The organism is Prevotella sp. 10(H) (assembly GCF_000711235.1).
In the GTDB taxonomy this organism is placed as follows: Bacteria; Bacteroidota; Bacteroidia; order Bacteroidales; family Dysgonomonadaceae; genus Dysgonomonas.
On the sequence record NZ_JOMI01000009.1, the window covers coordinates 425,454 to 441,278 of the forward strand.

Annotated in this window: 11 protein-coding genes; 7 read left to right on the forward strand and 4 right to left on the reverse strand. The window is 40.9% G+C overall.

Features of this window, described 5'->3' with window-relative positions:
- Nucleotides 1-35: 35 nt before the first annotated feature.
- The 4 genes from K348_RS0117255 to K348_RS0117270 form a co-directional block, all read right to left on the reverse strand.
- Nucleotides 36-1,508 carry a Gfo/Idh/MocA family protein gene (locus K348_RS0117255; protein ID WP_029906790.1) on the reverse strand — a complete coding sequence of 491 codons (1,473 nt, stop codon included), beginning with the start codon at nucleotides 1,506-1,508 and terminating at the stop codon, nucleotides 36-38.
- 63 nt (nucleotides 1,509-1,571) lie between these two features.
- Nucleotides 1,572-3,269 (reverse strand): Gfo/Idh/MocA family protein, encoded by a 1,698-nt coding sequence (locus K348_RS0117260; RefSeq protein ID WP_029906791.1) that lies wholly within the window; start codon nucleotides 3,267-3,269, stop codon nucleotides 1,572-1,574.
- 19 nt (nucleotides 3,270-3,288) lie between these two features.
- Nucleotides 3,289-3,777 (reverse strand): DoxX family membrane protein, encoded by a 489-nt coding sequence (locus K348_RS0117265; protein WP_029906792.1) that lies wholly within the window; start codon nucleotides 3,775-3,777, stop codon nucleotides 3,289-3,291.
- Between the two features lie 352 nt (nucleotides 3,778-4,129).
- Nucleotides 4,130-5,137, reverse strand: coding sequence for a Gfo/Idh/MocA family protein (locus K348_RS0117270; RefSeq protein ID WP_029906793.1), 1,008 nt, complete (start codon nucleotides 5,135-5,137; stop codon nucleotides 4,130-4,132).
- Between the two features lie 205 nt (nucleotides 5,138-5,342).
- Between K348_RS0117270 and guaB the strand changes: the two genes are divergently transcribed.
- The 7 genes from guaB to K348_RS0117310 all read left to right on the forward strand — a co-directional run bounded on the left by guaB (nucleotide 5,343) and on the right by K348_RS0117310 (nucleotide 15,797).
- Nucleotides 5,343-6,818: an IMP dehydrogenase gene (gene guaB, locus K348_RS0117275; RefSeq protein WP_029906794.1), complete on the forward strand. Its 1,476-nt coding sequence runs from the start codon at nucleotides 5,343-5,345 to the stop codon at nucleotides 6,816-6,818.
- Between the two features lie 138 nt (nucleotides 6,819-6,956).
- Nucleotides 6,957-8,969, forward strand: a complete 2,013-nt coding sequence (locus K348_RS0117280; RefSeq protein ID WP_029906795.1) for a peptidylprolyl isomerase — start codon at nucleotides 6,957-6,959, stop codon at nucleotides 8,967-8,969.
- Complete coding sequence (locus K348_RS0117285) at nucleotides 8,966-9,832, forward strand: peptidyl-prolyl cis-trans isomerase (RefSeq protein ID WP_029906796.1); 867 nt, start codon at nucleotides 8,966-8,968, stop codon at nucleotides 9,830-9,832. The genes K348_RS0117280 and K348_RS0117285 overlap by 4 nt, the downstream gene beginning before the upstream one ends.
- Before the next feature lie 82 nt (nucleotides 9,833-9,914).
- Nucleotides 9,915-11,300, forward strand: coding sequence for a peptidylprolyl isomerase (locus K348_RS0117290; RefSeq protein WP_029906797.1), 1,386 nt, complete (start codon nucleotides 9,915-9,917; stop codon nucleotides 11,298-11,300).
- 54 nt (nucleotides 11,301-11,354) lie between these two features.
- Nucleotides 11,355-13,268, forward strand: coding sequence for an OstA-like protein (locus K348_RS18630; protein ID WP_081852610.1), 1,914 nt, complete (start codon nucleotides 11,355-11,357; stop codon nucleotides 13,266-13,268).
- A 13-nt stretch (nucleotides 13,269-13,281) separates the two neighbouring features.
- On the forward strand, nucleotides 13,282-15,126 hold the full coding sequence (gene mutL / locus K348_RS0117305) for a DNA mismatch repair endonuclease MutL (RefSeq protein WP_029906798.1): 1,845 nt from the start codon (nucleotides 13,282-13,284) through the stop codon (nucleotides 15,124-15,126).
- The gene (locus K348_RS0117310; protein ID WP_029906799.1) at nucleotides 15,123-15,797 is read left to right on the forward strand and encodes a YiiX family permuted papain-like enzyme; all 675 of its coding nucleotides are present in this window, start codon (nucleotides 15,123-15,125) and stop codon (nucleotides 15,795-15,797) included. The genes mutL and K348_RS0117310 overlap by 4 nt, the downstream gene beginning before the upstream one ends.
- The last annotated feature ends 28 nt before the right edge of the window (nucleotides 15,798-15,825 follow it).

A 15,825-nucleotide genomic window follows, 5' to 3' on the forward strand; every position in this document is an offset into this window, starting at 1 on the left:
TTTTTTATACGGTTTAATTTAACAACTCTCTATAATTAAGGCATATCTGGTAATTTCCAGCCAGCGCGATATTCATGTTTGATCAGTTCTTCTGCAAATTTCTGAGCATTGATAGGGTCAGTCCAGATCTTGTTGAATTTAGGGTCACCGTCAACAATCTTGAAGTCGTCTTTCTTAAGAATACGGATTTCTTCATTAGGGTTGATGTTAGTGAACTTCATGTTCTGGCCATCCCACAACAGTTCTTTGTTCAGGTTTTGCAGACGTACAGCAAGTACACCCATTACTACCATTTCGTTGAAAGGACCTGCTTCGCTGAAGTCAGAAGCTGTCAATACACGGTTTGCAGGGCTCTCTTTAGCAGCACGTACCCAGTCCATTTCGTGAGATGTAGTCACGCGACGGCATACTTTAGGAGCATTTGGTTTGCGGCCTGATAGTAACCATGGGTTAACACCGTAGCATCCGCAGATCAAAGTGTCTTTAGTTCCGTGGAAGATAACACCACCACCTGCATCGTTCATGCTCTTGCCTTGTGGCCATCCTTCAGGCATGTTAGGTCTCAAACCACCATCATACCAGTGTACTTCAACTTCAGGCATAGATACCTTTGGCATATTGTCGCGAGCCGGGAATACCAGTTTCACATACTGAGCCTGAGGTGCGCAATCCTGCAGCAACATTGTAGAAGAACCCTGTGCGCTTGTAGGATATCCAAGCTTCAAGCCTTTAAATACAGGGTGAAGTATATGACAAGCCATATCACCTAATGCGCCTGTACCATAATCCCACCAGCCGCGCCAGTTCCAAGGAGTGTATAATGCATTGTAAGGACGCATTTTAGCTGGTCCTGTAAACAAATCCCAATCTAAAGTCTTTGGTATTTTATCTACTTTTTCAGGAGCATTCAATCCCTGAGGCCAGATAGGACGGTCTGTGAAAGCTTCTACTTTCTTGATTTCGCCTATTTCGCCGTTCCAGATCCATTCGCAGATAAGGTTAACGCCTTCGCCAGATGAACCTTGGTTACCCATTTGTGTTGCAACCTGATGTTTTTTAGCTAATCTGGTCAGCAAACGAGATTCGTAAACTGTGTGAGTCAACGGTTTCTGACAATAAACATGTTTCCCCATTGTCATTGCATCTGCTGATACGATAGCATGTGTATGGTCGGCTGTAGCTACGATGACTGCATCGATATCTTTGCCCATTTCGTCATACATCTTACGGAAATCCCAGTATTTCTTTGCATTAGGGAATCTGTCGAATACGCCTTTAGCATATCTCCAGTCCACGTCGCAAAGAGCTACGATGTTTTCTGTTTTTTCTACTTGTTTGATGTTAGCATGTCCCATACCGCCTATACCCACAGCGGCAATGTTAAGCTTATCGCTTGGTGCAACATGCCCGAAATTTTTACCCAAAACTGTGCTTGGGATAATTGTCAGACCGATAGCTGCTTTAGCCCCGGTACTAAGGAACTTTCTCCTTGAAATGTCTGATGCCATAAGTTCTTGTTTTTAGGTGTAAATAATTTAAAAATTATTTTAGATTTAATGTATCTAATTATGTTAGTTTAATTCTCCTCTTACTATTTCCTCCTTGTCTCTATCCCAGTACATTGTACGTCCTTCGAGATAAGCGCGTGTTCCCATGTGTGCAGTGATGGCTTCTTCAAAAGCAGCATCGATATCGCACGACGGTTTTTTGTTGCGGTCGCGGATAGCCTCCAGCCATTCCCTTACGTGAAGGAATGTAGTATCGTAACGTTTTCCACCCAGATATGAATAAAGCAGACCTCGCTGTGCAAAATACATTTCTGTGGCAGATGTGATTGCATCTACATTGTTTTTGCCCGGCACATATGTATAGAATGGTACATCGGGTTTGATGATGCCTTTTTCCAGTTTTTCCTTATATCTTGTCGAAGCACTGTCTATTTTTACAGTCAGTGTATCGCCTACTTCCATAGAAGCATCGTGACCCATGATTACCTTACCCCTGTTGCGGTTGCTTGCCAGTGTAGCGCTGTAAAGCATGGTCATATTTTTGTCAGGAAATTCGAATGTGGTCTGTAATACATCAGGCACGGTTCTTCCGTCTTTGAAGAAATAAACACCGCCTGATGATGTGGCTGAGTGTGGTATGCCTACGCCCATCAATTGATTGATAGCATCGTATTCGTGCGTTAGCAGGTCGCCGCTTAGGCCGGTGCTGTAATCCCACCAGCAGCGCCAGCGGAAGAAACGCTCTTTGCTGAACTGATCGCGTGGTTCAGGTCCTACATATTTCAACAGATTATATTTAGTCATATAATCCATGTATTCTTTTATTCTTTCCGGATTTCCTTCATATTGTTTCCAGTCGATAGTCTGTGGACTTGCATCAGGATGAAGGTCATAAACCCATGCTCCGTTAGGATCGTTTCTATTTGTACAAACTTCGACAAGGGTTATCGGTCCCAACAGTCCTTTATCTATAATTTCTTTCGCTTTGCGGTAACTGTCTATCTGACGGCCCTGATGTCCCAGCTGGAATACTATGCCTGTATCTTTCACTACCTGCCTTACCATATATGTCTCAGGCACTGTCCATGAAAGCGGTTTCTCTACATATACGTGTTTACCTGCTTTGGCGGCATCCATTACCATTGTGCTGTGCCAGTGGTCGGGAGTAGCAATGATTACTGCATCGATGTCCTTGTCGGCCAGTAATTCCTGATAATGGCGGTATCGTTTTGGGGCTGGGCCCATTTTGCCGCCCACACCTTCTCTGTTGATATTTGCTCCGGCAGCCATGCCTTCTTCGGCAAAAGTGTCGAAAATATCACAGATTGCGGCAAATTCTATATTAAGGTCTTCCTGTTCCTTGAAATCTTTATAACGCATGTCGCGTTTATTCTTCTTAGCGTCATCGATCCAGCCTTGAAGATGTTGAGGAGTAGCAAAGCCTGCAGCTCTGAGCAAGTATTTACCGCGCCCGCCATAACCGATAACACCAATGCGTATTCTTTGTCCGTCGGCTTTGAGTGGCGGTATACCCGGAGTTTCGCTGCTCAGTTTGAATACATCGCCGACGTCACGCAGCGATTTTTCATATTTCTGTTTCTTATATACACCGTATGCCAATGCTCCCAGCACAGGAGTAGTGGCCAAAGCTTTTAGAGCATTGCGTCTGCCCTGAGATTCCGGCAACGGATTATTCTCGGTAGTTTTTTTATCGTTGTTTATATTTTTATCCTCAGGTACCAACTTATCTTCGGGTGTCATAGTTTATCGTAATGTTAGCTTATTTGCGTTTGAATAATTTAGAGATATATCGATCGAGTCCGATGATACGCGAGGTAGGGAAATATATCAGCACCATAAGCGCCCCTATCTCGATTACATTTTTATCTATCCACAGGTATGAGCCTTCGGTAGGCATCATGTATGTCGCTCCGATAAACGGAGGGTGTGACAGGTAATACATACCCAGAAAAACAATACCCCCTATGCAGGCGATACGTGAGAAGCAGCCTAATATAAGCCCCAGACCGATCAATGTTAATCCGTATATGTTTATATAATTGGCAACAGCCAGAAATTCCGGATTTGCAGCCATGCTTTGAAAATATTCGGCGAAAAAGCCCTGCGAGTCCATCAGGTAAGGGTAAGCCGTCCATCCCGAATTTAATATTTTTACGATTCCCTCATATAGAAAATGCCAGCCAATCAGCAGTCTTAACATAACTAACCAGAAAGTCTGGGCACGTGAGTAAGATGTTTGTTCGATCATGGATTACGTTAATAAATAAATTGTTTAGTTTAATATTCTTTAAAATATTGATCCTTATTTTTGTTACGAATGATAATACTACTCTCTTAATTACTTCAAACAGGGCTATTCAATTAATCGTGCTCATGGTTCTTTATTTATTACAAGACACTTGTAAACAGTTTGTTAACATCCCGTCCGGGCAATTATGTTAATCCATGGAATCTTAGTTAATTAAATGCGGAATAAAGCTATAAATATTTTGAGTGAATAATCATTTATTAATGTTAAAAAAAGTTTCCAAAAAAAATTAAATACATGCTAATCTGACTTTTATAAAAACAAATGCTTATAATTTGGCACAAATGTATACTTAATTGTCATCAGCAGGGTAAATTACGCCAAGTTGTTTCCTGATTTCATCGACTATTTCGATAGTAATCAGTGAATTTTCGTGACTGTTTATTTCTGATTCCGTCTTGCCTGCCAAAACCATATCAATAAATTCTGCCACTTCATAGTAATATTCGTGCAACGGATTAGGAGTACTTACAACAGTTTCTTCACCGTTTCTGTATTTTAGTTTTACTTCATTTATTATATTTATTCTGTCACAGATAATGGTCCCATCCTCTCCCTGTATTTCCGTCGGTAAGGACGAGTCTGCGATTTTAGAATATAGTATTGTTGCATCCATGCCATCATATTCGAAATTCACAGCACCTTGTCCGTCAGCTCCGGTAGATAGCTTCAGACCGGTAGCACTGATGCTCTTTGGCCGTCCGAAAAGCACAACCATAGGGAATATAGTATATACGCCTAAATCCATTACCGCTCCGTTGGATAATGCCGGGTCGAAAGCATTAAGGACAATGCCTTCTTTCAGCTTATCATATCGTGATGAATATTGGCAATAACACGAAAAATATCTTCTTATTGTGCCGATTTTATCCAGATTATTCTTTATTGCCATAAAGTTAGGAGTCATGCTCGGCTTCATTGCCTCCATCAACGTAACGTTATTCTCTTTAGCTGCGGCAATCATAGCTTTTACTTCATTTGCATTCGAGGCAAAAGGTTTTTCACACAAAACGTGCTTCCCGTGCTGCATGAAAAGTATACTCTGAGAAGCATGGAGAGAATTAGGTGAAGCGATGTATACGGCATCTATCAGAGGGCTCGAAGCCATTTCTTCCAGTGAAGTAAATGTATGGCTGATATGATGTTTGCTGGCAAAAGCGTCGGCAGTTTCCTGTTTGCGGGAATAAATAGCTACAAGTTCAAAGCGCGGGTCAAGGCTTGCACCTTCCAACACTTTGTCTACAATAAAATTAGTCCCTATCACCCCGAAACGGACTTTTGATTCCGAGCCACTTGTCATAATTATACGCTTCTGATGTTGCAAAAGTAAGAATTAATGCGATATAAAAGAAATATTCTACATTTATTATGAAATTCACCACATATGCATGTAGCTTATCGGAAATACTTTTAAACAAATAACAAATGTTTTTTAGAATTCATAATACCCGTTTGCTGAAAAATGATTACATTTGCACGCAATAAATTTCAAAGCCCTTTTATATATGTCTTTTATTGCAGATAAAGTAGTCATGGACGGGTTGACATTCGATGATGTATTGTTGATCCCCGCTTATTCAGAAGTTCTCCCACGCGAAGTCGATCTCTCGACAAGTTTCTCACGCAATATCAAGTTAAATATCCCAATTGTTTCGGCGGCTATGGACACAGTCACGGAGGCTAAGCTGGCTATTGCCATTGCACGCGAAGGGGGTATAGGTGTTATTCATAAAAATATGTCGATAGAGGCACAGGCACAGCAGGTCAAATTTGTGAAACGTGCCGAGAATGGTATGATCTCGAATCCTGTAAGCATTCTTCGCGACAAAACTGTAGGTCAGGCTCTGGCTATGATGGCAGAGTTCAAGATCGGCGGTATTCCGGTTGTAGATAAAGATAATTACCTTGTAGGTATTGTGACGAACCGAGATTTGCGTTTCCGTCGTGATATGAATCAGTTGATCGACGATGTAATGACCAAAGACAAGATAATTACTACGCGTCAGTCTACCGATCTGGAAGCTGCAGCCGATATATTGCAACAGCATAAGATTGAGAAGCTTCCTGTTGTGGATTCTGAAAACAGGCTGATAGGACTGATCACCTATAAAGACATAACAAAGGCAAAAGACAAGCCATTTGCTTGTAAAGATGCTAACGGTCGTCTGCGTGTAGCGGCAGGAGTAGGAGTTACATCCGATACGCTCGAGCGCGTCGATGCCCTTGTAAAAGCAGGTGTGGATGCAATCGTAATCGATACAGCGCACGGACATTCGAGAGGAGTGGCGGAAATGCTGAAAAGAGTTAAAACAGCTTATCCGCAAATCGATGTGGTAGTAGGGAATGTGGCTACCGGAGATGCTGCCAGATACCTTGTAGATGCCGGAGCAGATGCAGTGAAAGTGGGTATCGGACCGGGTTCTATCTGTACCACGCGCGTTGTTGCGGGTATTGGTGTTCCCCAGTTGTCTGCTATATACGATGTGGCGAAAGCGTTGAAAGGGACGGGAGTTCCGTTAATCGCAGACGGAGGATTGCGTTATTCGGGAGATATAGTAAAGGCATTAGCTGCAGGCGGATATTCTGTAATGATGGGATCGTTGCTGGCAGGAGTAGAAGAATCACCGGGTGAAACGATCATTTTTAACGGACGTAAATTCAAATCATATCGCGGAATGGGTTCATTGGAAGCAATGGAAAAAGGTTCGAAAGACCGCTATTTTCAGGATATGGAAGCTGATATAAAGAAGCTTGTACCCGAAGGTATTGCTGCCCGTGTACCATTCAAAGGATCGTTGTTTGAGGTTGTATACCAGATGACAGGAGGTTTGCGCGCAGGTATGGGATATTGCGGAGCTAAAAATATAGACGAACTGCATAATGCGAAATTTACCCGCATCACCAATGCAGGTGTGACCGAGAGTCATCCGCACGATGTGGCTATTACAAGCGAAGCTCCTAACTATAGCCGTGGAGAATAAGCAAGACAAAATCTAAATAAATAAGGCCCTGTTTGTTACTAAAAACATGCAGGGTTTTTATTTTAAAATATTTTAAAACATTAAAAGCTTATATTTCTTGTATCTTTGCCTTTGGTTTATTCTACATAGATTACTTATATGATTAAGAAGCCGTTTTTATCATTCATAGCACTACTGACTACATTCTCTCTGTTTGCGCAGCAGAACGACCCTATTGTGTTCAAAATAAACGATATTCCCGTATATAAATCAGAATTTGAGCAGGCATATAAAAAAGGAGATGCAGAAAATAAAGAAAGTATAAATGATTTCCTGCAGTCTTATATAAATTTCAAAATGAATGTGGCTGAGGCGAAAGCACAGCAATTGGATACGACAGAAGTTTATCAGCGACAGTTTTCTTCATACAGATTGCAGATAGCCGAACCGTATCTGAAAGAAGATGATGCTTTTGAAAACGAATATATCACTAAGATATATAACCGCATGCTCGAAAACGTGGAAATAAATCATGTGATGTTCCCATTTTTCGATTCCGAAATAGTATTGCCGTCAGATACATTACGCATGTATAAAAAGGCAATGGAAGCGAGGGAAAAAATACTAAAGAGTGGTTTCACAGGTGCCGACCTGACTACTCCCAATTCCGGTTCGGTTTTTTTGCCAAGGGCAGAGTCCCGCAACGGATATGTGGGCTGGGTATCGCCTTTTATGTTTTCTGCCAAGGTGGAAGACGCTATTTATTCTCTTCCGGTAATGGAAGTGAGTATGCCTATACGTGCAGCCCGCGGATATCATATCATACAGGTGCTTAACAGACGGCAGGCTCTGGGCTCTGCAGAAATAGAGCAGGTGTTGTTTAAATTTACAAGGATACCTCCTCCGCAGCAGCAGATAGATAGTGTGGGTAAAGTAGCATGGCGCGAATATAATAATATAAAACATCCGGCTGACTTTCAATCACTTTGCGATTTGTTTTCGAAAGTGCATCAAACCGGAGACAAAGGATGTTACTTCGGCGTTGTATCGCTTGATTCGAATTTGCCGATGGATTTTACAATGGCTGCATTTAATCTTGAAAAGGAAGGAGATATCAGCAAGCCGGTAATGTCTAACTTCGGTTATCATATAATACGGCTGATACGTAAAATACCTCTTCCAACTTTTGATAAGATTAAGTATGACATAAGGGACAGAATTTATAAAAGTGATAAAGTACAGGAATTGAGCGATGAAAAAAGGCGGCGTTTGAAAAGCTACTTTAATGTCACATTGAATGATAATGCATACAGAAAGTTACTTGATATAGCCGAAACTGTTTCTCCGCGTGATTCAGCTTTTTTGAAAAAAATAAATAACGGGAACGATATATTGTTTAGTATCGAAGGGAAACGTGCATATCCGGTACGCGAATTTGCCAAATATATATATTACAGGCAGAAAGAACGCCAAAGAAGTAATGACGAATTGAGAATAATGCAGATTGAGGATGCCTCACCATACAGTTTGTCCACAGATATACTCCAAGAATATTTAGACGGATTTCAAAATCTACTGCTGAGTGATTATGAAGAGAGTACATTGGAAAATAGATTCCCCGAATTTAAAAATGTAGTAGAAGAGTTTTCTGACGGTCTGTTGTTTTTCGAAGTTCAGGATAGAAATATCTGGAAAAGGGCAAAAACGGATAAAGCCGGATTGGAAGATTACTTTGCGACTCATAAATCGCAATATTCCCTTACAGAGAGCAAATATAAAGGTATGGTGGTGTATGCAAAAGATGAAACTTCATTAAAGAAAGCGGAAAGTATAGCAAAGAAGAAAAAAGATACGGATTCCTTTATACGGGAAATAAAGAATACCTTAAATAAGGATTTGATAAGAGTGAGAATCGAGCCGGGGTCATGGCTTAAAGGAGAAAATTCATATGTGGATAATAAAATATTCGGTGGTTCGCAGCCTAAGCCGTATGAGGGCTATCCATATTTCTTCGTTACCGGAAAAATGATCGATAAACCGGAAGATTATACGGATGTAAGGAATGAAGTGGAACGTGATTATCAGGAAAAGCTGGAAAAAGACTGGAATTCCTATTTGAAAAGTAAATATAAAATCGAAATTGACGAATCGGTACTAAATTCTATAAAATGAATAAAATAGCAGCCTGTCTGTTCTCCGTTTTTGTCCTTTTTACAACATACTCCTGTAAAAAAGACGGAATTGCTGGAATCGACCCGACATTAAGTCCTGTCGTTACAGTAAAGGATAAGACTTTGTACAAGGCCGAACTGGATGAAGCCCTGCCGCTCGGATTGTCCGCAGAAGACAGCATTGCAACAGCAAAGGCATATATAGATATGTGGATAAATGACCAGCTGATGTACAACAAGGCACAGCAGAATATCCACAATGAGAGTGAAATCGAAGAGATGGTGGAAAATTACCGAAAATCTTTAATTTTAAATACCTATCAGGGACGGCTTCTGAAAGAACATTTTTCTAAATTTGTATCAGACAGCGAACTGAAGTCTTATTATGAACAGAATAAGGATAATTTTAAACTGGAAGATAATATAATAAAAGGGCTTTTTCTTAAAGTACCGATCGATTCAAAAGAATTGAATAATTTTCGTAAATGGTATGTGCAAGGTACGGAAGCAGCGGTAGAGAATATTGAAAAGAATACTTTGCGGAATGCAGTGGGGTATGAATATTTTTACGACAAATGGATTGATCTGGAAGATGTGCTGTCCAATATGCCAAAAGCTGTTACCGATGAAAGAATATTCCTGCAGAGAAATAAAAATCTCGAACTGCGCGATTCTTCATTTGTTTATCTCCTTAATATAAAGGAGTACGAGTTGGCAGGAAACAATGCACCCTACGATTATATCAAAGGACAATTGTCGGAAATATATATAGAACAACAAAAAGGGCAATACATGGAACAATTGAAGAAAGATTTGTACGAAAAGGCCCTTGCCGAGAAAGAAATTAAGTTTTATAACGAATAGAATATAACTTCTTTTTTTACGTTAAGAGAAAAAGTAATACATTATCACTATATTTACGCGATTTTTTAATTGAACATACAATATGATAAAAAAAGCCGGAAAATTTATTTTATTGACGATACTATTCAGCACAGGACTTTTGTGCAAAGCGCAGGATAACATTATCGACCAGATAATCTGGGTAGTAGGTGATGAAGCTATCCTTAAATCGGATGTAGAAAAAGCCCGTCAGATGATGCTGTCGAGGGGCGACCGTATTGAAGGGGATCCTTATTGCCTTATACCGGAACAACTTGCAGTGCAAAAATTATTTCTCGATCAGGCAAAAATAGACAGTATAGATGTGCCGGCGGCTGAAATATCGAGAGGTGTGACCCGGCAGGAGAATGCCGTTATCGGCAACCTTGGTTCGAAAGAAAAAGCAGAGGAGTATCTGCAGGCGTCGATGAGCCAGCTCCGTGAAGAATGGAGGGAAGAGATTCGTAATAACTATCTTGTGTCGGAAGTAAAGAAAAAACTTGTAGGTAAGAAAGGTAGCCTTACTCCTTCGGAGGTAAGACGGTACTATTCGCAACTCTCGCAAGACAGTTTGCCTTATATACCTACTACGGTAGAAGTACAGATAATTACCAATGAACCGGTTGTACCTTTGGTAGAGATAGATAAAGTAAAGGAGCGTCTCAGAGATTTTACTAATAGGGTAAACAACGGCGAAAGTTTCTCTACGCTTGCTATTATGTATTCGGAAGATGGTTCAGCACAGAATGGAGGTGAAACCGGATTTAATGGTCGCGCCCAATGGGTTCCCGAATTTGCTAATATGGCTTTTTCGCTCAACGATCCGAAAAAAGTATCAAATATTGTAGAAACTGAATATGGATTCCATATTATTCAGATGATAGAACGAAGAGGGGACCTTATCAATGTGCGCCATATCCTTTTAAAACCAAAAGTGCCGGAACCTGAGTTTGAAAAAGCAATGCTTAGAATGGACTCACTTGTTAAAGAGATTAAGCAGGGGAAATTCACATTTGAAGACGCTACGCCATATTCATACGATAAAGATACCCGTAGTAATAATGGACTGATGGTAAACCGTGGTGAGAATTCCAATTACGGAACACCGCGCTTCCTGAAAGAAGAACTTCCTCCGGCAGTAGCCATCGCTGTAGATAAAATGCAGGTAGGCGAAGTTTCGGCTCCTTTCAGGATGATAGTGCCGGAAAAAGGAAAAGAAGTAGTCGCTATCGTAAAACTCAGGAGCAGGGTCGAGGGGCATGTTGCGAATGTTTCGGACGACTATCAGGCATTGAAAGAGATAGTAGAAGGCCGTAAACAGGAAGAAATACTGAGAAAGTGGCTTCAAGGCAAGATAAAAGATACATATATCCGTATCGATGATAACTGGAAGAATTGTGATTTCCAATATTCGGGATGGATCAAGGATAATGACGGAAAGATACATTAATCAGAACATTATAAACCGTTATCTACAAGCGTGTTTAGCAGATTAATAAAATATATGAAGCATAGGCACAGGATACCTCTGGCGAGTGTTCTGTGCCTCATTGCTCTTTATGCTTCGGCACAGGCATTGACATCACCGCAGTTAGCGCCGGATATTCTACAGGTTCCACAGAAACCACAGGATACAGTCGGTCCCCGGCCTGCTACAGCTGGTAAAGGTGGTGGCATAAAGGTAATAGAACTTGTCAATTCGAAAAGGCTTATAAGAAGGCAGAATTTCGAACCTCAAGTTTTAAAAGACAGTGTTATCTTTTTTCACGACGGAGCTTTCCTTTATTGCGACAGTGCATATTACGACGAAAGGCAGAATTCATTCGAAGCATTCAGCAACGTGCGTATGGAGCAGGGAGATACGTTATTTCTGAACGGACGTTATATGCATTACGACGGTAATACAAGGTTGGTAAAAGTGCGTGAAAACGTAAATCTGGAGCATTCGCCAAAAGATAAAAGAAATCCGATTACGCTGTTCACTGATAGTCTCAATTACGACCGTGGCCTTAATATGGGCTATTACTTCGATGGAGGTATGCTTGTGGACTCACTCAACGAACTTACTTCATATTGGGGGCAGTACGAGCCGAATATACGAATAGCCACTTTTAAGGATAGCGTGATATTGAAGAATCCTAACTTCACACTCTATTCTGACAGGCTGAAATACGATACGAATAAGAAGATTGCTATTTTTACTACCCCTACACGAATTGTTTCCGACAGCGGCTTGATAAATACAAGCAACGGATGGTACAATACCGATACGGAAGAATCATTGCTTTTGGATCAGTCTACAATCATAAACAATCAGGGAAACCAATATCTGCGGGGAGACTCTATTTTCTATCACAAGACATTAGGTTATGGGGAAGTATTCGGCAATATGTTCCTGCAGGATACCATAAAAAAGACCATTTTAATCGGTAATTACGGGTATTATAACGAATTGAACAATTCTGCGATGGCTACCGATTCGGCTTATTGCATAGAGTATTCGCAAGGCGATAGCCTGTATATTCATGCCGATACACTCAGATTGATAACGATAATAGACAGCACCCATTTGCAAAAGCCTTTACAGCTTGAACCAAAAATTCCGGTAGAAGCGGATTCTCTGATAATAGCTGCACCACAACCGGATTCGCTTGCTTTGGATACAATGCATATTATCGACCGTTTCCAGATAGATTCTGCAAGGGTAAAAATGGGGCTTCCGGCAGATACTATGCCGTTATATAAAAGTACTCCTCCTGCACTGGCGAAAGATTCGCTTTATAAAGAATACCGCTTGATAAAGGCTTATTATGGTGTGCGGTTCTACCGTTCCGATATGCAGGGTGTATGCGATTCACTGCAATTCAATTCAAAGGATTCGATCATTCATATGTACAGGGATCCGATACTATGGAATACCAACAGGCAACTGTCCGGTGATACTATCGATATTTTCCTGAATGACAGTACTATAGAAATGATGCATGTCAAGCAATACAGTTTCTCCATAGAAGAGAAGGACTCTATACACTTCAATCAACTGAAAAGCCGTTCCTTGAAAGTCTTTTTCGAAAATAAGAAAGCAAAAAGAGTTTTGGCCGAAGGAAATGTAGAAACTATTACATATCCCGAAGAGCGCGGCGGTACACTAAATGGAGTAATGAATTGGCTCGAAAGCAGCTACCTCGAAATATTCATGAATGACGGCCAGTTCGAGAAACTTGTGGCATGGCCAAAACCCGTCGGAACAGCTACGCCTTTTCATCTCATTACTCCCGATAAATTAAGATTGAAGGACTTCTACTGGTACGACTACATCAGACCGCTGGACAAAGACGATATATTCCGGGAAGTGACGAAAAAGGCTACCGATGTGAGGCCTAAGCGACCGGCAGTCTTCGACAGGGAAATAGAATAACAGCAATAATTCAATGAGTGATATAATACATCTTTTACCCGATTCTATAGCTAACCAGATTGCGGCCGGCGAGGTTATTCAACGACCTTCGTCAGTTGTCAAAGAACTGGTGGAGAATGCTATCGATGCCGGAGCAGATAGTATACAACTGATAATAAAGGATGCCGGACGTACACTTGTTCAGGTTATCGACAACGGAAAAGGCATGTCGGCTACCGATGCGCGTATGGCATTCGAGCGACATGCTACTTCTAAAATAAGGTCGGCAGACGATCTATTTGCTCTACATACCATGGGCTTCCGTGGCGAGGCACTCCCCTCTATCGCTGCTATTGCACAGATAGAACTACGGACGCGAAGGGAAGAGGATGAGCTGGGAACTTTACTACAGATTTCAGGTTCCAGAGTGGAAACTCAGGAATGTATTGCATGTCCTGTGGGGAGTAATTTTATGGTAAAGAATATATTCTTCAATGTCCCTGCCCGCCGCAAATTTCTGAAAGCGAACGATACAGAACGACGCAATATACTCACCGAACTGGAACGTATCGTACTGGTCAATCCCGAAATAGAATTCTCCTTTACGGATAATGATATAGAAGTACTGCGGTTTCCGGCATGCAATCTGCGACAACGCATTGTTAATGTTGTAGGGAAGAATTTTAATCAGCAGCTTATTTCTATCGATATAGAAACTTCTCTGGTGAAGATCAAAGGATTTATAGGAAAACCTGAATCGGCGCGAAAAACAAGGGCGCTTCAGTATTTCTTCGTTAACGGCAGATATATGCGTCACCCTTATTTTAATAAGGCTGTGACGGCGGCATTCGAGCCTTTGATACCGTCGGGCGAAAATCCTAATTACTTTATCTATTTCGAAGTTGAACCTGATACTATCGATGTAAACATTCATCCGACAAAGACGGAAATCAAGTTCGAAAATGAGCAGCCTATCTGGCAGATACTCTCGGCTGCAGTAAAGGAAGCATTAGGTAAATTCAACGAAGTACCAACAATCGACTTCGATACTGCGGATGCTATAGACATACCGATACATGATCCTTCGAAGAATGTAGGACAGCCCCGGGTAAGTTTCGATCCGTCATATAATCCATTTAAAACTACCTCATCAAGTAGTAATTATCAGCGTCGTTCTTTGGATTGGGAGAAGTTTTATGAAGGATTTGAAAAGGACAAAGGGAATTCGAACATCTCTTTAGAGCCGGATACTCACATTGGCCTCTTTAATGATACTGATAATAATGAAGCGGAGGAAAGACAGAATTTATCTACCGAGATGGTTGTTCATTACCAATATAAAAACAGGTATATCCTTACTTCCGTAAAGTCGGGTCTTATGCTCATCGATCAGCATAGGGCACACGTCCGTATCCTGTTCGATCAGTTCCTGATGCAGATACGCCAGAGGAAAGGCATTTCGCAGCGGGCCTTGTTTCCGGAGATCATCGAATTGTCACCATCAGAAGCGGCTATGATACCTTATCTTATAGACGATTTGGAAGCTGTAGGCTTCGATTTGGGCAACCTTGGTAACTATACGTATGCTATTAACGGAACACCCTCTGAAATTTCTAATATAGACTCCGTTCAGCTTGTGCACAATATGATTGGCCGAAGTGTGGATACAGGTAGCGATGTGAAAGAGGAAATACAGGAATCGCTTGCCTTATCCATGGCAAATGCGGCTGCTATACCTTACGGCCATAAGATGTCGGATGAGGAAATGAATAAAATTGTCGACCAGTTGTTTGCCTCCCCCGCACATAAATATACGCCGGATGGAAAGACTATTATTTCCATGCTTGAAGATGATGTAATAGAAAAGATGTTTAGGTGAAAAAGTGGATAGTTCTTATTTCATTCTTACTCCTTTTAGTTGGATTGTTTTTTATAAAAGGCAATTACTTCTATTCAGCTAAAAAAGCTTTATTTAATTCTAAGAATACAAAGCAACTTATTACTGATAGAGATGTTCGTGAAGGTGATATAATCTTTCAGGAATCATTATCGTCCCAGAGCCGTGCTATACAGCTTGCGACAAAATCCAAGTATTCACATTGCGGTATTATATATAAGTCGGGAGATAAATATTATGTATTCGAGGCGGTCCAACCTGTTAAACTAACACCTTTGGACAAATGGATAAAAAGAGGTAAGGATAGTCACTATGTTGTAAAACGCTTAAAAAATAACGAGCTTCTTACATCAGCTATCCTGAAAAGGATGAAAAAGGAGGGAGAAAAGTTTATGGGAAAAAGCTATGACCTTACTTTCGAATGGTCGGATGATAAAATATATTGTTCAGAGTTGATATGGAAAATATATAAGAGAGGTTTAAATATTGAGGTCGGCAAACTACAGACCTTAAAGGATTTTGGCCTTAGTAATAAAATTGTAAAACAAAAGCTACAGGAGCGATATAAGGATAATATACCATTAGGTGAAATTGTTATCTCGCCTGTTTCAATATTTGAAAGCGATAAATTGGAAACGGTAATATCGAACTGACATAAAAAGGGCAGGAGAATATCCTGCC